A 23903-nucleotide genomic window follows, 5' to 3' on the forward strand; every position below is an offset into this window, starting at 1 on the left:
ACCACCCGCCCCGACCGCGCCCACCCCGACCGCGCCGCCCCCGACCGAGAGGACGCCGTGCCCCAGACCCGCACCCGGCTCCGGGTACGACGAGCAGGAGTCCAACGCGCACTCCACGACGCCGTCCGCCCCGCCCGCCTCCTGCTCGTGGCCAAGACGACCCTCGCGGTCGGACTGGCCTGGATGATCGCCCCGCACATGCCCGGGGTCACCGACGAGTACCCCTACTACGCTCCGCTCGGGGCCCTGTTGAGCATGTACCCGACGCTGATGGGTTCGGCGAAGTCGAGTCTGCAGACGCTGCTCGGCCTCGCCACGGGCATCGGGCTCGCCACGATCGTGGTGCTGACGATCGGCCCGACCTGGTGGAGCATCCCGCTGGTGGTCGGGGTCGGAGTGCTGCTCTCCGGTACGGGCTGGTTCGGTGTCGGTCGCGAGTACGTGCCGATGGCCGCGCTGTTCGTGCTGATCATCGGCGGGCAGGACGCCGATGACTACTCGCTCGGCTACCTGACCCAGACGGCCGTCGGGGTGATCGTCGGGTTGCTGGTGAACCTCATCATCGCGCCGGCACCCCTGACCGTCGCGGCAGCCGGGCGGGTGGCGGCCTTCCGGGAGCAACTGGCCGCGCACCTGCACGACATCGGCTCCGCGGTCTCGGAGTCGTGGCCTCCGGAGCACGAGCAATGGGCCGACGATGCGGCGTCGCTCGCCGACACGTCCTCCGCGCTGCGCTCGGCTCTGACGGAGGCGGACGAGAGCAGACGCGGCAACCCTCGCGCCAAGGGCCATCGCACCCGGATCCAGCAGAGCCACGATGAACTCGCCGCCCTCGACCGCATCGCGCACCTCATCCGCGACATCTCCGACGAGATCGCCGACACCATCTGGGATCGGCCGGCCGGCCTGGCGCTCGACCCCGCCCTGCCGGATCCCCTGTCCGCGGCCTGTCACGCGGTCGCCGACGTGATCGCTCGCGGTGACGCCTCGTCCAGTGACGATCACCGCGCTCGCGGCGAGGCGGCCCGTGCGATCCGACTGCTTCTCGAGACCGTCGACGACCGCACCATCGATGCCCGGCGGTCGATGGGACCCGGCGTGCTTACCGCCATGCATCTGCGGCGCATCCTGATCCTGAGCGGTGCGTCCGCCCCGGCGGAGGAGTAGCAGCCTGAGCGGCGTCAGATGGTGTCGTCGGCGGCGATCAGATCCAGTTGCCAGTACCGGCCCTCGAAGTCGGAGCTGTCGTGGGCATCGTCGGCAGCGCTCAAGACGTCGTTGATCTTCACCATCACATCGTCGAACTCCGACTCGGTGAGCCGGATGGTGCGCTGGGTGAAGGCGGCGTGCACCTCGGCCGTGCGCCCGGCCACGTACTCCGGGGTCCAGGCCATCACCCGGCGGATCAGATCCTGATGGTCCTCGACGAGGGCGGCGATCACCGCAGAGCCGAGAGCCTCGTCGGCGACGGGGCTCTCGGGCCCTCCGACGTTGAGCGCACCCTTGTGTCCGGTCCAGACACGATCGCGCCGATCGCGGGCCTTGTCGGGCGCCTCTTCGATGAGCCCGGCGTCGGCGAGCGCGCGCAGATGGAAGCTCGCACTGTTCGCCGGCACACCGAGCTCGGTGGCGATATCGGCGGCGCGGAGGAACTCCCGCCGCGAGAACAGCCGGATCATCTGGCGCCGCAGTGGGTGCGAGTAGGCCTTGAGCATGGCCGAGGTCATCCAGACGGGATCGTCGCTGGTGCTCTTCGCGGTGTCCTCCGTCATGTGCCGATCCTACCCGCACCCAGAATTGCGCAATAAGAGTTGCGCAATAGTTCTTGCGCATCTATTCTCAGGACATGACCACCGTCACCGCGCCCCACCGCCTGTGGCGCAACACCCGATACCTCACCTGGCTGGTGAGCGACACCAGCAAGGGTCTCGCGGCCTCGCTGTTCGGCTTCGCCATCCCCCTGCTCGCACTGATCGTGACGAACGATCCCGCCCAGGCCGGCATCATCGGCGGTGCCGGCATGGTCGCCCGACTCCTCATGACCCTGGCCGGCGGCGTGCTGGCCGACCGCCACCGCCGCATCGCGTTGATGCTCCTCGGCTCCCTCATCGGCATCGTGCTCGCGGGCGGCTTCACCCTTCTCGCCCTCGGCGATGCGATGACGTTCGGGTCGCTGCTGGTGATCGACGTGCTGCTCGCCGCGCGCAGTGGACTCTTCGACGTCGCGGGCGAGAGTGCGATCAAGGAGATCGTGCCCGACGACGCGATGGGCCGTGCCCAAGCCGCGAACCAGGGACGCGATGCCGCTCTCCAGCTCGCAGGCGGTCCGCTCGGCGGCCTGCTGCTGGGCGTGGGCGGATGGCTCGTCGGCGTGGTCATGACGCTGTGTCACGCGATCGCGGCCCTGACCGCGTGGATGCTGGGGCGTCAGGTGCGCCGTGCTGGGATGATCGACACGGGTGCGGATGACGTCGCCGAGCCGAGTACCGTCGTCGAGCCCGGTGTGGCCGTGAAGCCGAACGCCTGGGCGGAACTGCGCGAGGGATTCGGCTGGCTGCTCTCCCGCCCCGACCTCGGCGGAGTGCTGCTCATCACGACGGTCATCAACCTCGGCTTCAACGCCACGATCACGACCATCATCTACGCCCTCCAGCAGGACGGCTACTCCGAGCTGCTGATCGGCACCCTGAGCGCGTCGATCGGAGCCGTGATGCTCGTGGGCGCGGTCTGTGCACCGCTGCTCGTGCCGAGGATCAAGGCCGGCGTCCTGACCATCGCCGGACTCACGGTCGTCTCGATCGGCGCGATCGCCCTCTCGATGGTGACCGATCCCTGGGCCATCGCGGTGGTACTCGGCGCCTCGGTTCTCCTGATCCCCGCGCTCAACGCCGGGATGATGGGCTACTTCATGGTCGCCACCCCGAGCCATCTGCTCGGTCGTGCCAACAGCGCCGCCGGAGTCCTCGGCATGGGTGCGATGCCGCTCGCACCGCTCATCGCGGGCTTCGGGCTCGCGTGGATCGGGAGGGAGTGGACCATCCTGATCTGCGCCGCACTGTGCCTGATCTCGGTCGTGCTCGCCGTGAGCAACCGTGCGCTGCGGGCGCTCCCGGTCGAGTCAGGCTGGGCCGCGCACGCGAAACAGTACGAGACGGTTTGACGCCGCGCGGCGGCGAGGCCCGACTCTTCCGGCCTAGAGAACGCCGGTCAGCGCCGCGATACCGGCGAGCAGGGAGACCAGGGCGAGCACGAGCGCGATCCCGATGAGCACCGCGTGCACCTTGAGGAACGCGGTGGCCCTGCCGTTCTCATCCCGCGCCCGCGGATCCTTGGCGACGCGCTTGTAGAACTGCGGCCAGACGAGAGCGTTGAAGACGGCATTGAGGAAGAGCACGACGGCGAGGGGGATCACCCCTCCACGCTATCGGCGTCACCTATGCGCGCGACCGTGCCGTGTCCTCCGAAGAGGGGACAGCGTTGCCGCGACGCAGGGGATACGGTCGAAGGACCGAAAGCGTCGGAGGTGGGCATGGGTACTGCGACGACAGGAAAACCTCCAACGGCCGCGGGTGATGCCGTCGCGATCCCCTCCCGGCACGCGAGGTGGGTACTCCTGGCATCGACGCTCGCATTCAACGTATTCGCGACGTACTACTATCTCGCGATGGCCGAGGTCACGAACCCGCCCGTCTTGTTCGTCGGTCTCGTCATCCTGTGGGGAGTGTGGGCGGCCTTGCTGATTGCCACCCTGACAGCATGGCCTTCGGGGCGTATCGACCGGCTCGCGGTCAGTGCCGCGACGGCATGCGTGGCGGTCAGTGGGGCTCTCTCCTTCTTGGTCTGACCGGCCGGTCCGGACGAGACGCGCAGTCCCACCGGGGAGCCGCGGGATTCTTGGATGCAGACATGTATCAGAAAGCCCTTGCCGCGCTCCTGGTAGGTGTGATCACAATGGGCTTCATGATCGACGGTGCACCCGGCACCGCTCACGATCCTGCCTCGGACGACGGGCGCGCACGCTGGGAGCGCGCCGCGGATCTGTTCGGTGCATGGCGCGAGAGCGACGGCCGCGCGATGGACGAGCTCGTACGGCTGATGACGCCCGTGCTCTGGCACGTCGTGCGCGCGTACGGGCTCGAACGCACGCTCGCCGAAGACGTCGTGCAGACCACGTGGCTGCAGCTCGTCCGCGGCCACGGGTCGATCAGCGATCCTCGCGCCGTGTCTGCCTGGCTCACGACCACCGCGCGCCGCGAGGCCTGGAAGGTCGCGAAGGCGCATGGCAAGGTCGACACGGCCGAAGCAGACGACCTCGACACGCTTCTTCCCGAGCAGGCCTCGGCTGAGGAGCACGCGGCGCTCGGCGACGAGAACCGTCGCCTGTGGTCGGCCGTGCGCCGCCTCAACGAACGCTGCCAGAAGCTGCTGCGCGTGATCGCCTTCGAGGATCGCCCCGACTATGCGCGCATCGCCAGCGACCTCGCCATGCCCATCGGAAGCATCGGCCCCACACGCAATCGGTGCCTCGCCAAGCTGCGCGCCCTGCTGGACGCGCCGCCGACAGCGCAGACAGGGGGACTCGCATGACCGAGCATGAGGATGCCCAGATGTTCGCCCGGCTCCGCTCCCTGTGGAGCGAGGTCGATCCGATGCCCGCCGGCCTGATCGATCGCATGGTCGCCGCGGTCGCCGCCGACGGCCTGAACCGCGAGTACGCGCTTCTGACCCTCGTGGAGGGACAGTTCGGCGCGGTGCGGGGCGAAGCGGATGCGCTCACCCTGCAGTTCAGCGACGGCTCCACGAGCATCCTGCTGCACGTGACGACCACCGCGTCCGGTCACCGCCGCGTCGACGGCTGGGTCGACACCGCTGCCGCGGAGATCGTGCTGACGCAGGGCGAGAAGACACGGTCGGTCTCGCCGGAGGAGACAGGACGCTTCGTGTTCGACGATGTGCCTCCCGGCCTCACACGCGTGAGCCTGACGACCGTGATCGGGGACGAGACGCGCACCCTCGCGACCCCGCAGTTCGAGCTGTGATCGCGGGCACCGCCCGTCGATGAGGACGCGGGGCGACCCGCACGGAGAGGATGACGCATGGATCAGCCCAAGGGATGGACCTGGCAGGACCGCGCGGAGGGATCGATCCGCCGGGGCACGGCACTCGACCCGAGCACGGAACCGGTGGACGGCATCCGCGCGTTTCCGACGGCGTACCTGCCGGAGCGGCTGCTGATCACCCGCGCCCTCGGCGACGAAGAGGCCTACGACCGCGAGGTGCGCACCCTGCGTGATGCAGCCGACACCTTCGGATGGCAGCTCGAGATCGAGGACGGCACCCGCTCGGCACTCGACGGCGAGCTGGTTCCGGGAGTCCCCGGCTTCCTGCGCGCACGGCTGCGCACCCCCGACGAACCGGTCCGCGGCGAATCGCCCGTCGCACCCGACGCCTGGCGCGTGCTCCAGCGCGCCCGCCGCATGTCCCGCTCCACGATGCCGCGCACGAGCCTCGACCACGTGCTGTCCATCGACCCGGTCGGGCTCAATCCGTTCACCCGGACGAACCCGTTCACCCGCACCAACCCGTTCACGCGCACCAACCCGGTGCGCGGCGCCGGAGGGGGCGCGGGCGGCAGCGACGACTACCTCGAGCCCGGACGCGGCGCGCGACAGCCCGTCACCTGGTTGGGCCCCGCTCCGGTGCGCGGGCCCGCACCGAAGCGCGGACGGCGGCCCGTCGTCGCGGTGCTCGACACCGGCTGCGGCGAACACGCCTGGCTGCCCGCCGACATCGTCACCCGCACGGTCGACCTCGACGGCGTGCCGGTGGGGCTGACCGACGACGCCGACCCGGAGCGCTACCCCGACCTGTACGGGCAGCTCGACGGCGAGATCGACGCGGTCGCCGGGCACGGCACATTCATCGCCGGGCTCGTCCGACAGGCGGCCCCGGATGCCGATATCCTCTCCATCCGGGTGGCCGGAGCCCTCGGAGTGGTCGACGAGAGCACCCTGCTCGAGACCGTCGCCCAGGTCGTGACGCTGCTCGCCCGCCACCGGGAGGATCCGAACACGGGCTTCCCGATCGATGTGCTGAACCTGTCGCTCAGCTACTACCACGAGACACCGACCGACGGACTCTTCAGCCTCACGCTGTACCAGCTGCTCGCCAAGGCGCGCGAGCTCGGATGCGTGGTGGTGTGCTCGGCCGGGAACGACGCGATCGACCGCCCTTCCTTCCCCGCGTCGCTCTGGCCCTGGCCTGGTGCCGACAATGGCATCCGCCCCGACAAGGACGCGCCGCTCGTCTCGGTCGGAGCTCTCAACCCGTCGGCGCAGTCGGTCGCCCTCTTCTCGAACATCGGCCCCTGGGTCCGGGTCTATGCACCGGGCGCGGCCGTGGTGAGCACGTCACCCGCGTTCGTGGGCGGCACCCAGGCGGTGACGAGGGCCGACGTCGACGGTCTCCGCCGCGAGACGATCGACCCCGACGACTATCGCGGCGGATTCGCGATCTGGAGCGGCACCTCCTTCTCCGCCCCGTACGTGGCCGCGCGCGTCGCCGCGCAGCTCGGCACCGTGCCGGTCGGCGGTGTCAGCCCCGGAGCCGCGGCGAAAGCCGTCGCCGCGGTGCTGAAGTCGCTTCCGGATCCCGTGGACTCCGCCTGATCGATCGCGCCTGATGCACCCGGCCTGATGTACCCCCGGGACGAGCCGTCCGTACCGATGCGGGCGGCCCGTCCTGGTGCGCGGGGTGCTCCGCGGAATCCGGGCTCTTCCCTTGCAGACCCGACGCACGGCATTCTGGAGGGATGCCCCTGTCCGCGATCGAGCTGCACCGGCGCGGCGTCGAAGCGGCGAACGCCCGACGATTCACGCAGGCACGACGCGCGCTCGACACGGCATCCACCCGCACCGACGACCCCGACCTCCGCGCGCGCATCGACGGCACGGTCGCCTACGTGCTCGCGCAGACCGGAGAGCCCGCGGCCGCCGAGCAGCTGTGCCGCGAGGCCCTCGGCCGAACGGGCCTCCGTGCGGAGACGATCACGGTGCTCAGCGGCCAGCTCGGCACACTTCTCATGCACGGCGGACGGCTGGCCGAGGCGGAAGTCGAACTGACCCGCGCCATCGACACGCTCACGGCGATCGGAGACGAGACCACCGAGCTCGCGAACTGTCTGATGAACCGTTCGGTGGTGCGGATGCAGCAGCGCGAGCTCGAGACCTGCGTCGAGGATCTGCGGCGCGCGGTGGCCGTGTACGAGGCGAACGACGATGACGAGCCCCTGGCCGAGGCGCGACACAATCTCGGTTACGCGGCGCTGCTCGGGGGCGACCTCGTCACCGCGCTCACCCTGATGACCCGTTCCCGTCCGAAGCTCGCCGCGATCAGCGACCTCGCCGCGGCGATCAGCGACCTCGATCGGGCGGAGGTGCTGCGCGACGCGGGCCTCACGACCGAGGCCGAGGCACTGCTCGAACAGGTCGCCGCCCAGTTCGGCGCGCAGCGGATGCGGCAAGCCAGGGGCGAGGCGGAATTCCACCTCGCCCGCTCGCTGCTGCGACATGATCCCGCCGCCGCAGAGCGGGCGGCCCGCACCGCCGCCCGACGTTTCACCGCACTCGGGAATCACGGGTGGGCGGCGCGTGCCGAAGCGGTGCGCCTCGAGGCGCAGCAGCGGGCGAAGCCGCACCACCCCATCGACGGCGACGATTTCGCGCGCACCGCGAAGGCGCTCGACCAGGGCGGCTTCCGCACCGAGGCGACAGGACTCCGCCTGAGCGCTCGGCGTGACGGTTCCGGCCGGCTGCCGCGGCTGGACGATGCGGCCCCGACGCCCCTGCGCCTGCGTGCACACGAGGTGCGCGCCGCTCGCGCCGCAGCCGCCGGTCGCGACCGCGATGCCCTCCGGGCAGCCGCCGATGGCCTCGATCTGCTCACCGCCTGGCAGCAGTCGTTCGGCGCTCTCGACCTGCAGGCGTCGGTCGCGATGCACGGCAGCGACCTGATGTTCGCCGGACTCTCCGCGGCCGCTCGACGGCGCGACCCCGCCCTCCTGTTCGAGTGGTCGGAGCGTGCGCGGCACCTCAGCCAGCAGGTCGCCCCCGTGCGCCCCCCGCACGACGAATCCCTCGCGGTCGATCTGGCGGAACTGCGCATGCTCCGTGCCGAGCTGGCCGGCGCCGACTGGACGACGGATGCGAGGGTGCGCGCCCTCCGTGATCGGGTGCGCGAACGACAGTGGGCGGCGACCGGCTCAGGCGGCACGCGCGAACGGCTCGGACTCACGGAGGCGATGGCGCTGCTCGATCCCGACCTTGCCGTCCTGTCATACGTGTTCACCGGCACCGATCTGCATGCGGTCGTGGTGACCGCCACCGGAGCGACCGTCGTCGATCTGTCCTGGTCGCGGGTGCAGTCGGCGCTCGACGGCCTCCGCGCCGACCTCGACATGGCCGCCCTGACCCGTGGCGGCCTGATGGGCGAGGTCACCGAAAGGGCGCTCGCCTCGCGCCTGGCGATCCTCGACGCCGAGCTCCTCGCGCCGCTGCTGCTCGCCGCGCCGTCCGCAGCACGACTGGCCATCACGGTACCCGGAGCGCTCGGTGGAGTTCCGTGGGCGATGCTCTCCGGCATGTCGGGCACCCCGTTCACGCTCGCGACATCCGTCTCGCGCCTGCTGGCCGGCCCCTCCCGCACGATCACGCGGCCGGCCTCGGTCGGATTCGCCGCCGGTCCGCGTGTCGCTCGCGCCGGTGACGAGGTCGAACGGGCAGCGGCGGCCTGGCGACGCGCCGGGGTGGCACCGCAGACCCTGCTGACCGGGGAGGCGACGGTCGCCGCGGTCACCGAACTCGCCGCAGCCACCGATGTGCTGCACATCGCCGCGCACGGCAGGCACGCGGTGGACAACCCGCTGTTCTCCGGATTCGAGCTCGCCGACGGCATCCTCTTCGGCTACGACGTCGATCTCATTCCGCGGGTCCCGGCGACGGTGATCCTCTCGGCCTGTGAGCTCGGACGCTCGTCGGTGCGCTGGGGCGAGGAGGCATTGGGCATGACGCGGGTGTGGCTGCACGCCGGTGCCGACTGCGTGATCGCCGCCCCCGTCGCGGTCCCCGATGATGTGGCCGGCGATCTGCTCAGCGCTGTGCACACCGGTCTCTCCGCGGGTGCCGCACCGGCCGTCGCGCTCGCGAGGGCCGCGATCGACACCGGCGTGAACGCGCCGTTCCAGTGTCATGGAAACGGATTCTGACTTTTCCTCCATTCGGTGTATCAGAACCGATGCCGCACGCTCCTGTTCTTCGGAAGGTGCCATGCGAAGGGCCTCGAAGGGTGAGGCGCGAGGGAGGCGCAGTCGGATCTGGGGATCAGGCGCACTGGGGAGCGCGAGTACGACACGGACACCATCTGCTCGGGGGCGTCGCGGCATGCAGCCGCGACACCCTCAGAGGGCCTCGACGATCTGGGGACGTCGGGGCCCTTGGGGTGTCCGACAGCGTCCGGGCTCAGGCGACCAGCACCGCGTATCCGGCCGCGCGGAGGGCGGCGAGCACCTCGGGATCCGCTCCGGCGTCCGTGATGACGGTCGGGAAGAGGTCGACGCCGCCGACCGTCGAGAACGCCTCCACGCCGAGCTTGCTGCCGTCGGTCACCACGACCGCACGCCGGGCCCGCTCGGCCATCATCCGGTTCACCGCGGCTTCGCGCTCGTCCTGCGTGGTCGCACCGGCGACGGCGTCCATCCCGTTCACGCCGATGAAGGCGATGTCGAGCCGCACCCCGCGCAGCAGCTGCTCCACGAACGGACCGACCAGTTCGTAACTGCGCGAGTGGATGACGCCGCCGGTGACGACGACCTTGATGTCGGGGCGGGTGGCGAGCTGGGCGGCGATGTTCACGGCGTTGGTGACGACCGTGATGCCGCCGTTGCCCGAGAAATCGTCGCGCGCGGCGAGCGCTGCGGCGATGGCGGTCGTGGTGGTTCCGCCCGAGAGGCCGACGACCATGCCGGGGGCGACCAGGCCGGCCGCGGTCTGCGCGATGCTCGCCTTCTCGTGCGTGCGCAGGTGGCTCTTGTAGCGGATGGGCAGCTCATAGGCGACGGTCTGCGCCACCGCACCGCCATGGGTGCGGGTGAGCAGTCGCTGCTCGGCGAGGGTGTCGAGGTCTCGGCGTGTGGTCGCCGACGAGGCCTCGAACCGTTCGACCAGCTCTTCGACCGTCACCTCGCCCTTCGCGGCCAGGAGGTCGAGGATCGCGTTCAGCCGAGCCGCCCGCTTCATCAGGCGACCGATTCCGCCGGCCGCAGCGCGAACAGCCGCAGCATCCGCGCCGCTTCACCGGCGAGGGCGTCGCGGGCGGGGGCGAGGTACTTGCGGGAGTCGACGAGACGCTCATCGGCGTCGAGCTTCTCGCGCACCGCCCGCGTGAAGAACCCGTTCAGGTGCGTGGAGACGTTGATCTTCGTCATGCCCGCCCGCACGGCGTCGGCGATCACGGCATCCGCGACGCCGGAAGACCCGTGCAGCACCAGCGGCACCGGCAGGGCCTCGTGCAGTCGTGCGATCAGGTCGAGGTCGAGGGACGCCGTGCGGTCGGTCATCGCGTGCGAGGAACCCACCGCGACCGCGAGCGCATCGACGCCGGTGGCCGCGACGAACGCACGCGCCTCGTCGGGGTCGGTGCGCACACCCGGAGCGTGCGCCCCGTCCTTGCCCCCCACCTCGCCGAGCTCTCCCTCGACGTAGACCCCCGCCTCGTGAGCACGGGCGGCGACCTCCGCCGTGAGAGCCACGTTGTCGTCGTAGGGCAGGGCGCCGCCGTCGAACATGACGGAGCCGAAGCCCAGCGCGATGGCCTCGTCGACCAGTTCGGGCCGCTCGGCGTGATCGAGGTGCACAGCCACGGGTGTCTGCGCGCGCCTGGCCACCGCGAGCGTGGCGAGCGCAATGGGCTCGAGCCCGCCGTGGTAGTCGGCACAGTTCTGCGAGATCTGCAGGATGACGGGCAGCTGCGCGAGGGCGGCGGCCCGCACCAGCCCCTCGGCGGTCTCGAGGTGGATCACGTTGAAGGCGCCGATGCCGGTGCCTTCGGCGGCAGCGGCGGAGACGAGGTCGCGAGCGGAGACGAGGGTCACGAAGGGTCCTTCCGGAACGATTCAGGATGGGGATGCGAGATGCGGAGCTGTTGTTCGAGCTCCGTCCAGCGCGACGAGATGTCGCCGGCCAGCGGGGTCAGCACCGCGGCGGCGGACCAGGCGGTGGCCCGGCGAAGGATCTGCTCGGGATCGCGCACCCCCTCGGCGTACAGCACGGCGCAGGCGGCGACCCCGGCATCACCGGCGCCCGTCGGGTTGCCCGCGAGGGGTTCGTCGAGGCGAGCGTGCACGAGTGCGGATGCCGTGACCGCGAGCATGCCCTCGGCCCCCAGCGAGAGCAGCACGAGTTCGGTGCCCCGGGCGATCAGCGATCGGGCCCCTTCGACAGGGTCGGCGATGCCTGTGGCCTCGACCAGCTCGGCCGCGTTGGGCTTGAGCACTGTGGCTCCGGCCTCCGCCGCGCGCAGCAGAGCGGGTCCGGAGGTGTCGACGATCACCGGCACTCCGGCGTCCTTCCCCACCGCGATGAGCATGGGGAGCAACGACTCCGGCGCGCCAGGCGGCACACTGCCGGACACGACCAGCACTCGCGCACCCGACAACCGTTCGACGACCTCGGCGAGCAGCGCCGCCCATTCGGCATCGGTCGGATTCGCACCCCGCTCGTTGATGATCGTGGTGTCGCCGAGCGCCTCATCGACCACCGCGATGCTGCGGCGGGTCTCCGCGGCGACCGCCACCAGCGCGTTCGGCACACCGCTCGTGCGCAGCTCCGCGGCGAACTCCTCGCCGACCCGACCGCCCACGGTGGTGACCGCGAGCACGTCCGCACCCTCGGCGTGCGCCACCCGCGCGACGTTGAGTCCTTTGCCGCCGGCACGAGCGGCCCCGGCATCCGCCCGGTGCGTTCCGCCCTCGACGAGCCGATCGACGCGCCAGGTGAGGTCGAGGGCGGGGTTCGGAGTGACGGTGAGGATCATGTGAGCTCCCGTGCGCGGAGAGCGGCGCCCAGCAGCCCTGCGTTGCCGGAGAGCTCGGCGGGGACCAGCGCCGGGATGCGATGGAAGCTGAGCCGGGCGGCCAGGCGCGTGCGCAGCTCATCGAACAGGGCGCCGCCGGCGCGGGAGAGCCCGCCGCCGATGACCACTGCTTCCGGCGCCACGACGGCGGTGAGCTGAGCCAGAGACATCGTGAGCGCGTCGAGCGCGGAGTTCCAGATCTCCGCGGCCACCTCGTCGCCGGCCGCCGCGCGGGCGATCACGTCCTTCGCTCCGTCCGGAGCGATCCCGGTCGCCTCGCGATACCGCCGGGCGATGGCGCCGGCCGAGGCGACGGCTTCGAGGCAACCGCGTGCGCCGCACGCGCAGATCGGCCCGTCCGCGATCGGGGAGTGCCCGATCTCACCCGCGTAACCGCCGGCGGTGTACGGGACGCCCCCGACCAGCAGCGCACCGGCGATCCCCGTGCCGATCACGAGCACCACCGAATCGGCGTAGTCGCGCGCGCCACCGAGTCGGCGCTCCGCCCAGCTCGCGGCACGGACATCGTGGTCGAAGGCCACGGGCAGCCCGAGGCGTCCAGCGGCGAGGTCGCGCAAGGGCGAGTCGTGCCAGCCGAGGTTGCTCGCGAAGACGCCCAAGCCGGCATCCGCATCGACGATCCCGGGCACGACGAGTCCCACCGCCTGCGGCACGACAGCGGGGTGCGCGGCGCGGAGCTCCTCGGCCAGCACCTCGAGACGCTCGAGCAGCACCTGCGTGCGGTCGCCCTCGGCGATCGGCGTGGGCGTGCGGCGCAGTCCGAGGGCGGTGCCGTCGGCGTCGAACAGGGCCGACTTGATGTCGGTGCCGCCCACGTCGAACGCCAGCACGGGGGCACCGACGCCGAGCGTGCGCACGGCGGCGAGCTTCTCACCGGTCGCGTCTCGCTCGACGTCGGGAACGGCATCCGTCCCGTCAGCTCGGGTCATGGTCAGCTCCGGCGGCGGGTTGCGTCATGCATCCAGGATGACGGATCGCGTGAGGTTGCGGGGCTGGTCGGGGTCGAGGCCGCGGGCGACGGCGCGGTCGAGCGCGGTGCGGTGCAGGCGCACGAGGTCGGCGAGCGGGTCGATCGACCGCTGCTCGAAGCGGGCGCCGGTGGCCTCGACCTGCGCAGCGAGTCCCTCGGGAGCCTCGCCGAACTGCCAGGTGACGCGGCCAGGGGCCGCGATCGCGATCGGACCGTGCCGGTAGTCCATCGAGGGGTACGCCTCGGTCCACGACTGCGAGGACTCGCGCAGCTTCAGCGCGGCCTCGCGGGCGAGGCCGATCGTCCATCCGCGACCGAGGAACGTGTACTGCTCCGCGTCGCGCAGCTCGTCGTCGCCGCCCTCGGCGAGCACGGCCTCGGCATCGGTGATGGCGCCGGAGAGGTCTTCGCCGAGCGACGCCCGGAAGAGCGCCAGCGCGGTGGTCGCGAATCGCGTCTGCACGACCGACTGCTCATCGGCGAACGGGAGCAGCACCGCCTCGTCGGCGAGCGAGACGAGCGGCGAATCCGGATCGCCGATCACTCCGATGGTCGGGATGCGCCCCTTGATGCGGTCGACGAGCTCGAGCACCTCGCTCGTGGTCCCGGAACGGGTGAGGGCGACGACGGCGTCGTATCCGCGGTCGAGGAAGGCCTCGGACGCCGCGTAGGCGTCGGTCTCACCCTGACCGGCGGACTCGCGCAACGCGGCGTACGACTGCGCCATGAACCACGACGTACCGCATCCGACGACGGCGATGCGGGCTCCCGATGCGGGGAGCAGTGCCTGCTCGGCCTTCAGATCGGCCGCCCGCGCCCACATCTCCGGCTGGGAATTGAGTTCTTCGCGCATGTGCGCGCCGGGCAGCGATTCGGACATCGAGGTGCCTTTCTGGCGATAAGTTGCAGACTTGTGATCGTTTGAAGCCTAATTCGATCATAGTATGGCGTCGAATCACAACACCAACAGCTTTACCTTGATTTGTTTGTTCTCCTGACAAATAATCAGACGAGTTCCACCCTCGACGTCGACCCCGGCCGAAGTCGAGAGCCCCGAGCCCCGGCTTGAACGATCGTGGCTGCCTCACGGCGAAACGATCACCCACGCACTGTCGCGTGATGTGCTTGCGACTGTGCACCACACCCCCTCCCGAAGCGGCCCTGCCGCCGAGGGTTCGGACATCACAGTGAGGAATGCAATACACATGAAGAAGTCACTGCGGTTCGGCGCCGCCGCCATTGCGGCCGTCGCCACGCTCTCGCTCGCTTCGTGCGGGTTCGGCGGTTCGTCCGGCGACAGCGGAGGCGGGGACGGCTCGACCACCCTCGACCTCCTCGTCCCCAGCTACTCCGACGGCACCAAGGCCAACTGGGAGACGGTGATCGACGGGTTCGAGAAGGCCAACCCCGACATCAAGGTCAAGCTCGAGGTGCAGTCGTGGGACAACCTCGAGAAGGTCGTCTCCACCAAGATCCAGGCCGGCGAGGCACCGGACATCTACAACGGCGGACCCTTCGCGGGCTTCGTCGGCGATGAGCTGCTCTACCCGACGAAGGACGTCGTCTCCGACGACACCTACTCCGACTTCCAGGAGTCGTTCCTCAAGAACGCCGAGGTCGACGGGACCGCCTACGCGCTGCCGATGATCGCCTCGGCGCGCGCCCTGTTCGTCAACAACGCGCTGCTCGACCAGGCCGGCGTCGAGGCGCCGACCAACTGGGATGAGCTGCTGGATGCCGCCACCAAGGTGTCCGCACTCGGCGGCGGTGTCGCCGGCTACGGCATGCCGCTCGGATCGGAAGAGGCACAGGCAGAAGCGGCCGTGTGGCTGTGGGGCGGCGGCGGATCGTTCGGCGATGCCTCCGAGATCACGATCGACACCCCGGAGAACCTCCCCGGCGCCGAGCAGATCAAGAAGATGATCGACGCCGGTGCGACGCAGGCCGACCCGGGTTCCACGCAGCGCTCCCCCCTGATGGACATCTTCATCCAGGGCAAGATCGGCATGCAGGTCGGCCTCCCGCCGACGGTCGGCCAGATCAAGGAGAACAACCCCGACCTGGACTACTCCATCGTTCCGATCCCGACGAAGGACGGCTCGCCCTTCACCCTCGGCGTCATGGACCAGCTGATGGCGTTCCAGAACGATGGTGACAAGCAGGAGGCGATCACCAAGTTCTTCGACTACTACTACTCCGCCGACGTCTACGTGCCGTGGGTGCAGGCCGAGGGCTTCCTGCCGGTCACCAAGTCCGGTGCCGAGCAGCTCTCCGGCGAAGAGGCCCTCAAGCCGTTCCTCGACGTGCTGCCCGACGCGCAGTTCTACCCGTCGACGAACCCGAAGTGGTCCGCTGCCGACGGTGCGTTCAAGTCGCTGTTCGGTCAGATCCAGTCGAAGCCGGCACAGGACGTGCTGACCGAGATCCAGGCACAGGTCGACGCGGGCTGAGCCCGCTGATCGGAGAGGTTCGGGTACCCGAATGAGCCAGAAGACAGAGTCCTCGAACCTCGCGGGGGCGGCGAAGAGCCGCCCCCGCACTCCGAAGACCCCGGATGCCACGCGTGGCAGGCCGGGCGGAAAGGATCTTCTCCAAGCGCTGCCGTGGATCGCACCGGCGCTGCTGCTCATCATCGGCGTCGTGCTGTTCCCCGCCGGGGTGATGTTCTTCAACTCGACGCGTGACATCTCCCTGTCGGGCCTCGACAAGGGGTCCGTGGGCTTCGACAACTTCGTCACGGTCTTCACGTTCACCGAGTTCTGGCCGATCTTCTTCCGCACGATCGTGTGGGTGGTCGCGGTCGTGACCCTCACGGTCGTGATCTCGCTCGGTCTGGCGCAGATCCTGAACAAGGCCTTCCCCGGGCGCCAGCTCGTGCGCATGGCCGTGATCGTGCCGTGGGCCGCATCCGTCGTGATGACGACCATGGTGTTCTACTACAGCCTCGAGCCGTACTTCGGCATCTTCAACAAGTTCCTCTACGACATCGGGCTCTCCGATGACGCGGTGGGCTACGGCTGGACGAAGAACCCCGCGACGGCCTTCACCTGGTCGATCGTGATCGCGATCTTCGTATCGCTCCCCTTCACGACCTACACGATCCTCGCCGGACTCCAGTCGGTCCCGGCCGACGCGATCGAGGCGGCGAAGATGGACGGCGCCGGCCCCGCCCGCACCTACTGGTCGATCGTGCTGCCGCAACTGCGCAGCGCTCTGGCCGTGGCCATCCTCATCAACATCATCAACGTCTTCAACTCGCTGCCGATCCTGAAGGTGATGACCGGGTCGATCCCCGGCTACGGCGCCGACACGATCATGACCCTGATCTTCAAGTACATCGAGCTGCAGAAGAAGGTCGATGTCGCGAGCGCCCTGTCGGTGGTCGCGTTCCTCATCGTCATCGTGATCGTCGCGGCGTACGTGAAGATCGTCAAGCCCATGAAGGAGGTCTGATCATGACCATGACCGAGACCGAGCTCGTGACCACCGCCGGAGGCCGCGGTCGTCGCACGCCGCCGACACCCGGCCGCAAGCGCCGCTACACCGAAGACCAGGTCACGCTGCCCCGGGTGATCCTGCGCACCGTCGCCGGTCTCCTGGTGCTCGCCATCTTCGTGCTGCCCTACCTGATCATGTTCTTCGGCTCGGTGAAGACCAAGTCGCAGATCCGGTCGGTCGATCCGACCTACCTCCCGATCGAGTGGCACTGGGAGAACTACATCTCGATGTGGTCCACCCCCGAGACGCCCCTGCCGTACAACCTGATCTCGACCATCGTCATCGCCGTGTTCGCGACGCTGCTGGTCCTGCTGGTCTCGCTTCCGGCGGCGTACTACACGGCGCGCTTCAAGTTCCCCGGCCGCATGGTGTTCCTGTTCCTGGTCATCGTCACGCAGATGCTGCAGCCGGCCGTGCTCACCTCGGGTCTGTTCCGCCAGTTCACCGTGCTCGGGCTCGGCGACACCTGGATCGCGATGATCTTCATCAACGCGGCCTTCAACCTGTCGTTCGCGGTGTGGATCATGCACTCGTTCTTCGCCGGCATCCCCAAGGAGGTCGACGAGGCCGCGCAGATCGACGGCGCCGGGCGCTTCACCGTGCTGTTCAAGATCAACCTGCCGCTCGTGTGGCCGGGCATCGTCACGGCGATCGTGTTCACCTTCGTCGCCTGCTGGAACGAGTTCGCGGCATCGCTCGTGATCCTGTCGACCGACAAGAACCAGCCGTTGTCGGTCGCTCTGACCAAGTTCGTCGGTCAGTACGAGACGAGCTGGCAGTACGTGTTCGGCGTCTCGATCGTCGCGATCCTGCCCGTGGTCATCCTGTTCATGCTCATCGAGAAGCGTCTCGTCGGCGGCTTGACGGCGGGCAGCGTCAAGTAGCCCTCCGCATCCGCGCGTCGACATCCGCTTGACGACATCCGCCCGATGGGAGCACCCGTCGGGCGGATGTGCGTCTGCCGGTCAGGAGCGCGACGTCGATGCCGCGCGCAGCTGCTCGGGATTCCAGCGCACACCGAGCGCCGAGGTCAGTGCGGCCTGGGCGGCTCCGGCGGCGATCGACACACGAGGATCGGCGTAGCGGACCGGAACCTGCGCCGTGCCGCGGGCGGGGTACTCGGTCTCGCGGCGCACGCGATCGAGGAAGCGCGGTCCGAGCTCGGTTGCCGGGCCTCCGATGACGACCTCGATCGGGTCGAGCAGCGCGCCGATGAGCTTGACGGCTCTGGCCAGCGCGCGAGCGCCCTCGTCGAGTTGCTCTTCGTCGGCCTGAGCCGCGAGCGCGCGGATCTCCGGGGCATCCATGGCGTCGGAGAACTCGTCGCCGAGCATCGCCCCGAGAGCGGCGGCCGATTCCAGGCAGCCGCGCTGCCCGCATCGGCAGGCGCGCGCAGCGTCGCCGAACACGACCTGCACATGTCCGATCTCACCCGCGCGGTCTCGGGGGCCCGGAGCCAGCTCGCCGTCGAGCGTGACGGCCGCACCGACACCGCCGCCGAGATGGATGAAGAGGCGGTAGCCGGACGGTGACTCCTCCATGCCCGCCTCGGCGATGGCTTCGGCGTCGACGTCGTTGATCAGCAGCACGGGCGCTCCCAGCACACGCTCGAACCGGTCGGCGAGGGGGACGTTCTGCCATTTGAGCTGCACGCTCTCGAGCACCGACCGCCCATCGGTCGTGCCCGGCAACTGCACGCCGGCGGCGAGGAGCCGTCCGCCGAACTCCTCCGCCACGGCCGACACCGCCTCGTCGAGGGTGCGGTCACGGTTCTCGGCGGTGTAGCTCACGCGACGGAGGTCGACCTCGGTGCCGTCGAGCGCCACGAGAGCGATGTCGGCGTGCAGGGGCTGGATCACCAGCACCAGGATCAGGTGATGATCCGCGTCGACGCTCAGAGTGGTCGCCCGCTTGCCGCCGGTGCTCGCCGCCTGCTCCCCTTCGACGATCAGCCGGTTCTCGATGAGTTCGGCGACCAGCGATGACGCGGTGGCCGCGGTCAGCCCGGTCGACCTCGCAATGCCCGCGCGCGTCTGCGTACCCGGACTCCGGAAGACCAGCTGCAGAGCCCGGCGCAGGTTCGCACGCCGAACAGACGCCTGGGTGTCGAGGCCGTCATCCGTGCTGAGCATGTGTTCCCGTTCCGACGCTCGCCCGTCGCGAGCTGTTGACAGATCGTGGCGCGATCCGTAGTCTCTCCCTAAGTTTATTCATTGAACTTAGTTGGTCAATGAATCTCACAAAGCTCCGGACGGGCGAGTGCTGCACACACCGTCGCCCGTCCGGCTCCTCCTCAGCGGCTCTCGGCCGCTTCGGTGTGGTGACGGATGACCTCTGCCACCACGAAGTTGAACCACTTCTCCGCGAACTCCGGGTCGAGGTGCGCCTCCTCGGCGAGAGCACGCAGCCGGGCGACCTGCTGTTCCTCCCGATTCGGGTCCGATGCCGGCATCTCATGCTCCGCTTTCAGATGCCCGACCTGCTGAGTCGCGCGGAAGCGCTCGGCCAGCATGAAGATCAGTGCGGCGTCGATGTTGTCGATGGTGGCGCGAAGCCGGAGCAGTTCGGCCTTCGGGTCCTCGGCGGCGGTCATGCCCCTACTCTAGAGCCGCGTGACATCCTGGTTTCGATCCATGGCACCGCTATCGTGAGCACATGAGCAACGAAGAGCCGCCGGAATCCGCGCCCCACGCCGACGACGCATCCGCCGCGACTCCCGCCGCGCCGGCGACCGGCCGTCGCAAGGCCGCACCCGCATCCGTGCCGGCCGTCGCAGACTCCCCGATCCCGGTCGTGATCGAGCCGACGACGCCGAGCCGTTCGTTCTGGACGCGCATCGACCGCCCGTTCGTGTTCGGCTTCCTCGTGACGCTGGGTGGACTCGGGGCGATCGTGATCGGCCTCGCGCTGTCGAACCTGTCGACCGTGCTCATCTACATCGCCCTCGCCCTGTTCGGTGCGCTCGGACTCGACCCCGCCGTACGGTTCCTGGAGCGCCGTGGCCTCTCGCGTGTGATCTCGGTGGTCATCACGATCCTCGCACTCATCGTGGTGTTCGCCCTCGTGCTCTGGATGATCGTCCCCGTCGTGATCGATCAGATCGTGAGCTTCGTGCAGTCCGTGCCCGGCATGATCAAGGACTTCACGCACAGCGACATCTACGCGACCCTCGAAGCCCAGTTCGGTGACCAGTTCCAAGAACTGGTCGCCCAGGTGCAGTCCTTCCTCACCGACTTCGGCAACCTCGCGACGATCGGCGGCGGCGCCCTGGCCGTGGGCGCTTCGATCGCCACCAGCATCTCCGGAGCCATCGTCGTGCTCGTGCTGACGCTGTACTTCCTCGCGTCGCTGCCGTCGATGAAGCAGGGTCTGCTGCGTCTCGCCCCCGCCCGCGACCGCGCTCGTGCCGGCGACATCACCGACCAGATCACCGACTCGGTCGGCGGCTACGTGATGGGCATGGTCGTGCTCGCGTTCTGCAACGCGACGCTCGCGTTCCTGCTCTACCTCTTCCTCGGGTTGCCGTTCCCCCCGCTGATGGCGGCCATCGCCTTCTGCATCACGTTGATCCCGCTGGTCGGCTCGGTGCTGTTCTGGATCCTCGGCACCTGCCTGGCGCTGTTCACCAACCCGATCGCCGCCCTGATCTTCGCGGCGATCTACCTCGTCTACATGCAGATCGAGGCCTACGTGATCACCCCACGCGTCATGAACAAGGCGGTCTCGGTGCCGGGTTCTCTCGTCGTGATCGGTGCTCTCGCCGGCGGCACACTGCTCGGTCTGCTCGGGGCGCTGGTCGCCGTGCCGGTGACCGCGTCGATCCTCATCATCATCAAACAGGTTCTCGTCCCGAAGCAGGATGCCCGGATCTGACCCACCCGCCACGCAGAAGCGCCCGGACCCTCAGGGGGCCCGGGCGCTTCTGCGTGATGACGACTCAGCTGAGCTTGTTGTCTGCCAGCCACTTCTTGGCGATGTCCTCCGCCGACTTCTGGTCGACCGTGCTCTGCACGTTCAGCCCCACGAGCTCCTCGGCGGTGAGCTTCTTGCTGACCGCGTTGATCACGTCGGCGATCTCGTCGGCGACGTCGCTCGAGACGATCGGCACGACGTTCGAGGCCAGGATGATGTTCTCCGGGTCTTCGAGCGCGACGATGTCTTCGGTCTGGAAGGCCGGGTCTGCCGAGTAGATGTCGGCGACCTGGATCTCGCCGGCGAGCAGCGACTCGAGCGTGGTCGGGCCGGTGGCCGAGAAGCCGAGATCGACGCCGTAGACCTCCTTGGCCGCAGCCGGACCGTACGGACGCTGCTCGAACTCGGGCGCGGCACCGATCGTGACCGGGGTCGTGACCTTCGAGAGGTCGCCGATCGTGGTGAGGCCGTTCTCTTCGGCGAAGCTCTTCAGCACCGTGTAGGTGTCCTGGTCAGAGGCCTCGGCGTAGTCCAGAGCGGTCAGGCCCTTGGGCAGAGCTTCCTTCAGAGCGGCGTAGACGTCTTCCGGGCTGGTGGCGGTCGCGTCCTTGTCGAGGTACTCGAGCAGGTTGCCGGTGTACTCCGGGAACAGGTCGATCGCGCCGGACTCGACATCGGGCATGTAGGCGTCGCGCTGTCCGATGTTGAACTGGCGGTCGACCTTGATGTCGGCACCCTCGAGAGCCTGGGCGTAGATCTCGGCGATGATCTCGTTCGAGTAATACGCCTGCGAGCCGATGACGATCGTGTCGCCGCCGGAGCTCGAGCCTTCGCTCGGGGCGTCGAGCGGGTTGCTGTTCGCGCAGCCGCCGAGGACGAGCACCGCGGCGAGCGCGGCACCACCGGCAAGGGCGAGTCGTGACTTACGTGCTGTGAACATGAGGACTTCCTCTTCTCTGGGACAACGGGGTTGGTGCTGTGGGACGGTGTGAGGGCTGTGGGATGAGTCGGATGATGGGCGTCAGGCGGTGGCCGGTGCCGGCGAGGCAGCGGCCGCGCGCGAGCGACGTGTGGTGGTCGGTGCGCGCACCCCCGCGGGGACGGCGGCGTGCTGGAGCAGGGCGAAGATCAGGTCGACGACCAGGGCGAGCACCGCGACGAGGATCGCCCCTCCGAGCACCTGGTCGAACTTGCGCAGCGGAATGCCCTGGATGATCGGCCAGCCGAGTCCGCCGAGGTTCACGTATGCGGCGATCGTGACCGTGGCGATCACCTGCAAGAGCGCCGCGCGGATGCCGCCGACGAGCAGCGGGAGACCGAGCGGGACCTCGACCTTCCAGAACACCTGCCACTCGGTCATGCCCATCGAACGCGCGGAGTCGAGCACGCGACGGTCGATGGCTTCGAGGCCGGTGTAGGCGCCGGCGAGGAGCGAGGGGATCGCGAGGAGCACGAACGTGATGATCGCGGCCTCGGGAACGCGGAGCACGCCCAGGATCAGCACGAGCAGCACCATGAGACCGAAAGACGGGATGGCACGTGCCGCGCCGGAGACCGCGACCGCGATCTCACGGCCTTTGCCGGTGTGACCGATGAGCCACCCCAGGGGAATCGCGATGATGCCGGCGATGAGCACCGAGATCAGCGTGTAGTACATGTGCTGGCCGAACAGGATGGGCAGGGAGTACGGCCCCTCCCAGCGGTCAGGGGAGAAGAGCCAGGCGAAGGCGTCGGTGAACACGTTCATGCGGCGGTCCTCAGGGTGGCGGCCTGTCGTGCGGCCGACGGTGTCTTCGCCGCGCGCGTCCACGGCATCAGTGCGCGACCCAGGAGAAGGAGCAGCAGGTCGATCACGAGCGCGATCACGACCACCGCGATGACGCCGGCGAACACCTCGGCGAGGATGCGACGCTGCAGGCCGTTGGTGAACAGGTAACCGAGGTTGTTCACCCCGACCAGGATGCCGACCGTGGCGAGGGAGATGGTGCTGACGGCTGCCACGCGGAGACCGGCGAGCACGACGGGACCGGCGAGCGGGAAGTCGACGGTCCAGAACCGGCGGAAGCCGCCGTAACCCATCGCGGTCGCGGATTGCCGGATGGCGGGGTCGACCGAGTCGAGGCCGTCGGATACCGCGCGCACCAGGATCGCGACCGCGTAGATCGTGAGGCCGATGATGAGGTTCACGGGGCTGCGGGCGGGATATCCGGCGACGGACGGGAGCAGGATCAGCAGCGCGAGCGAGGGGATCGTGTAGAGGAGTCCGGTGAGAACGATGACCGGCCCCTTCACCAGCTGATAACGCCATGCGACCCACCCCAGCGGCAGCGACAGCACGAAGCCGAGCACGATGGCGATCGCGCTCTGCTGCAGGTGGATCCCGGTCAGCTCGAGGATGAGGCCGAGATTGTCGCCGATCCAGTTCACGGAGCGCCCTTCGTCGCGCTCTCCTCGCTCAGAAGCGCGTCGGTCACGGCATCAGGAACATCGATGATCGCCCCCTGGGTGCGACCCTCGCCGTCGACCACCACGGTGCCGTGCGGCGTCTGCTTGAGGTGCAGAGCACGGCGACCGCGTTCGGCGCCGATGAACGCCGAGACGAAGTCGTCCGCAGGGTTCTCGATGATCTCGCTGGGGCTGCCGACCTGCACGATTCGCGCACCCTTGTCGAGGATGACGACCTGGTCGCCGAGCAGGAACGCCTCGTCGATGTCGTGCGTGACGAACACGACCGTCTTGTCGAGCTCGCGCTGCAGCCGCAGGGTCTCCTGCTGCAGGTCGGCCCGCACGATGGGGTCGACCGCACCGAAGGGCTCGTCCATGAGCAGGATGTTCGGGTCGGCGGCAAGACCGCGGGCCACACCGACGCGCTGCTGCTGACCGCCGGACAACTGGCTCGGGTACCGCTCGGCGAGTGCCTGGTCGAGACCGACCGTGTCGAGCAGTTCCCGTGCGCGCTTATGGGCGGCAGCCTTCTTCACGCCGGTCAGGCGCAGCACCGTAGCCACGTTGTCGATGACCGTGAAGTGCGGCATGAGACCGGAGTTCTGCATCACGTAGCCGATGCGTCGACGCAGGGCCACCGGGTCACCCTGGAGCACGCTCTCGCCGTCGATCTCGACCTCGCCGGAAGTCGGCTCGACCATGCGGTTGATCATGCGGAGCAGAGTGGTCTTACCGCAGCCGGACGAGCCGACGAACACCGTGGTCTTGCGCGAGGGCAACACGAGGCTGAAGTCATTGACGGCGAGGGCGCCGCCGGGGAAGCGCTTGGTGACGTTGCGGAACTCGATCATGGGCTGGTCTCCAGTCGGTCGATCGATGTGTGAGCGGACGAGTCTAGGCTCTTCTGATGGCTACGGGGCTCTTCAGATGG

At 69.1% G+C, this 23903-nt stretch carries 24 protein-coding genes; 11 read left to right on the top strand and 13 right to left on the bottom strand.

Features of this window, described 5'->3' with window-relative positions:
* Window positions 1–57 precede the first annotated feature (57 nt).
* A complete protein-coding gene (locus GLO27_RS18640) occupies window positions 58–1167 on the top strand; it encodes an aromatic acid exporter family protein (protein WP_167256399.1) in 1110 nt (369 codons plus the stop codon).
* Window positions 1168–1181: 14 nt separating this feature from the next.
* On the opposite strand, the gene GLO27_RS18645 is transcribed toward GLO27_RS18640, so the two are convergent.
* Complete coding sequence (locus tag GLO27_RS18645; RefSeq protein ID WP_167256401.1) at window positions 1182–1772, bottom strand: helix-turn-helix domain-containing protein; 591 nt, start codon at window positions 1770–1772, stop codon at window positions 1182–1184.
* 74 nt (window positions 1773–1846) lie between these two features.
* Here GLO27_RS18645 and GLO27_RS18650 point away from each other — a divergent pair, with 74 nt between their 5' ends.
* On the top strand, window positions 1847–3160 hold the full coding sequence (locus GLO27_RS18650; protein WP_029258826.1) for an MFS transporter: 1314 nt from the start codon (window positions 1847–1849) through the stop codon (window positions 3158–3160).
* A gap of 33 nt (window positions 3161–3193) precedes the next feature.
* Here the strand turns inward: GLO27_RS18650 and GLO27_RS18655 are convergent, their stop codons facing one another.
* Window positions 3194–3412: an MASE2 domain-containing protein gene (locus GLO27_RS18655; protein ID WP_029258825.1), complete on the bottom strand. Its 219-nt coding sequence runs from the start codon at window positions 3410–3412 to the stop codon at window positions 3194–3196.
* Window positions 3413–3529: 117 nt separating this feature from the next.
* Here GLO27_RS18655 and GLO27_RS18660 point away from each other — a divergent pair, with 117 nt between their 5' ends.
* From GLO27_RS18660 to GLO27_RS18680, 5 genes are all read left to right on the top strand, one after another.
* Window positions 3530–3844, top strand: a complete 315-nt coding sequence (locus GLO27_RS18660; RefSeq protein WP_167256403.1) for a hypothetical protein — start codon at window positions 3530–3532, stop codon at window positions 3842–3844.
* Window positions 3845–3906: 62 nt separating this feature from the next.
* Entirely contained in the window at window positions 3907–4587 is a 681-nt protein-coding gene (locus GLO27_RS18665; protein ID WP_231479796.1) for a sigma-70 family RNA polymerase sigma factor, read from the top strand.
* The gene (locus tag GLO27_RS18670; RefSeq protein WP_021200140.1) at window positions 4584–5039 is read left to right on the top strand and encodes a hypothetical protein; all 456 of its coding nucleotides are present in this window, start codon (window positions 4584–4586) and stop codon (window positions 5037–5039) included. Before GLO27_RS18665 ends, GLO27_RS18670 begins: the two co-directional genes overlap by 4 nt.
* Window positions 5040–5096: 57 nt before the next feature.
* On the top strand, window positions 5097–6668 hold the full coding sequence (locus tag GLO27_RS18675; protein ID WP_021200139.1) for a S8/S53 family peptidase: 1572 nt from the start codon (window positions 5097–5099) through the stop codon (window positions 6666–6668).
* Window positions 6669–6811: 143 nt separating this feature from the next.
* Window positions 6812–9262, top strand: coding sequence for a CHAT domain-containing protein (locus GLO27_RS18680; protein ID WP_167256405.1), 2451 nt, complete (start codon window positions 6812–6814; stop codon window positions 9260–9262).
* A gap of 253 nt (window positions 9263–9515) precedes the next feature.
* Here GLO27_RS18680 and GLO27_RS18685 read toward each other — a convergent pair whose 3' ends face one another.
* Genes GLO27_RS18685 through GLO27_RS18705 form a run of 5 tightly spaced genes read right to left on the bottom strand, consistent with a single transcriptional unit; the run spans window position 9516 to window position 13997 of the window.
* The gene (locus tag GLO27_RS18685) at window positions 9516–10292 is read right to left on the bottom strand and encodes a DeoR/GlpR family DNA-binding transcription regulator (RefSeq protein WP_167256407.1); all 777 of its coding nucleotides are present in this window, start codon (window positions 10290–10292) and stop codon (window positions 9516–9518) included.
* Window positions 10292–11146, bottom strand: coding sequence for a class II fructose-bisphosphate aldolase (locus GLO27_RS18690; RefSeq protein WP_021200136.1), 855 nt, complete (start codon window positions 11144–11146; stop codon window positions 10292–10294). Before GLO27_RS18690 ends, GLO27_RS18685 begins: the two co-directional genes overlap by 1 nt.
* On the bottom strand, window positions 11143–12087 hold the full coding sequence (locus GLO27_RS18695) for a 1-phosphofructokinase family hexose kinase (protein WP_021200135.1): 945 nt from the start codon (window positions 12085–12087) through the stop codon (window positions 11143–11145). Before GLO27_RS18695 ends, GLO27_RS18690 begins: the two co-directional genes overlap by 4 nt.
* On the bottom strand, window positions 12084–13076 hold the full coding sequence (locus GLO27_RS18700; protein ID WP_167256409.1) for an ROK family protein: 993 nt from the start codon (window positions 13074–13076) through the stop codon (window positions 12084–12086). The genes GLO27_RS18695 and GLO27_RS18700 overlap by 4 nt, the downstream gene beginning before the upstream one ends.
* A gap of 24 nt (window positions 13077–13100) precedes the next feature.
* Window positions 13101–13997: an SIS domain-containing protein gene (locus GLO27_RS18705; protein WP_167256411.1), complete on the bottom strand. Its 897-nt coding sequence runs from the start codon at window positions 13995–13997 to the stop codon at window positions 13101–13103.
* Between the two features lie 325 nt (window positions 13998–14322).
* Between GLO27_RS18705 and GLO27_RS18710 the strand changes: the two genes are divergently transcribed.
* The 3 genes from GLO27_RS18710 to GLO27_RS18720 are packed head-to-tail and all read left to right on the top strand — an operon-like array spanning window position 14323 to window position 17499.
* Window positions 14323–15567 (top strand): extracellular solute-binding protein, encoded by a 1245-nt coding sequence (locus tag GLO27_RS18710; RefSeq protein WP_021200132.1) that lies wholly within the window; start codon window positions 14323–14325, stop codon window positions 15565–15567.
* Window positions 15568–15598: 31 nt separating this feature from the next.
* The gene (locus GLO27_RS18715) at window positions 15599–16570 is read left to right on the top strand and encodes a sugar ABC transporter permease (RefSeq protein ID WP_029264718.1); all 972 of its coding nucleotides are present in this window, start codon (window positions 15599–15601) and stop codon (window positions 16568–16570) included.
* Between the two features lie 2 nt (window positions 16571–16572).
* A complete protein-coding gene (locus GLO27_RS18720) occupies window positions 16573–17499 on the top strand; it encodes a carbohydrate ABC transporter permease (protein ID WP_021200130.1) in 927 nt (308 codons plus the stop codon).
* 81 nt (window positions 17500–17580) lie between these two features.
* Here the strand turns inward: GLO27_RS18720 and GLO27_RS18725 are convergent, their stop codons facing one another.
* Together GLO27_RS18725 and GLO27_RS18730 are read right to left on the bottom strand one after the other, a co-directional pair.
* On the bottom strand, window positions 17581–18747 hold the full coding sequence (locus tag GLO27_RS18725) for an ROK family protein (protein ID WP_167256413.1): 1167 nt from the start codon (window positions 18745–18747) through the stop codon (window positions 17581–17583).
* Window positions 18748–18908: 161 nt separating this feature from the next.
* A complete protein-coding gene (locus GLO27_RS18730; RefSeq protein ID WP_021200128.1) occupies window positions 18909–19208 on the bottom strand; it encodes a chorismate mutase in 300 nt (99 codons plus the stop codon).
* 62 nt (window positions 19209–19270) lie between these two features.
* Here GLO27_RS18730 and GLO27_RS18735 point away from each other — a divergent pair, with 62 nt between their 5' ends.
* Window positions 19271–20488, top strand: a complete 1218-nt coding sequence (locus GLO27_RS18735; protein ID WP_167256415.1) for an AI-2E family transporter — start codon at window positions 19271–19273, stop codon at window positions 20486–20488.
* A gap of 64 nt (window positions 20489–20552) precedes the next feature.
* Here the strand turns inward: GLO27_RS18735 and GLO27_RS18740 are convergent, their stop codons facing one another.
* The 4 genes from GLO27_RS18740 to GLO27_RS18755 all read right to left on the bottom strand — a co-directional run bounded on the left by GLO27_RS18740 (window position 20553) and on the right by GLO27_RS18755 (window position 23823).
* Window positions 20553–21467: an ABC transporter substrate-binding protein gene (locus tag GLO27_RS18740; protein ID WP_021200126.1), complete on the bottom strand. Its 915-nt coding sequence runs from the start codon at window positions 21465–21467 to the stop codon at window positions 20553–20555.
* Window positions 21468–21548: 81 nt separating this feature from the next.
* Window positions 21549–22274, bottom strand: a complete 726-nt coding sequence (locus GLO27_RS18745) for an ABC transporter permease (RefSeq protein ID WP_029258814.1) — start codon at window positions 22272–22274, stop codon at window positions 21549–21551.
* Complete coding sequence (locus tag GLO27_RS18750) at window positions 22271–22954, bottom strand: ABC transporter permease subunit (RefSeq protein ID WP_021200124.1); 684 nt, start codon at window positions 22952–22954, stop codon at window positions 22271–22273. The genes GLO27_RS18745 and GLO27_RS18750 overlap by 4 nt, the downstream gene beginning before the upstream one ends.
* Complete coding sequence (locus tag GLO27_RS18755) at window positions 22951–23823, bottom strand: ATP-binding cassette domain-containing protein (RefSeq protein WP_021200123.1); 873 nt, start codon at window positions 23821–23823, stop codon at window positions 22951–22953. Before GLO27_RS18755 ends, GLO27_RS18750 begins: the two co-directional genes overlap by 4 nt.
* Between the last annotated feature and the right edge of the window lie 80 nt (window positions 23824–23903).

Source organism: Microbacterium sp. Be9 (genome assembly GCF_011754135.1).
GTDB classification, from domain to species: domain Bacteria; phylum Actinomycetota; class Actinomycetes; order Actinomycetales; family Microbacteriaceae; genus Microbacterium; species Microbacterium maritypicum_A.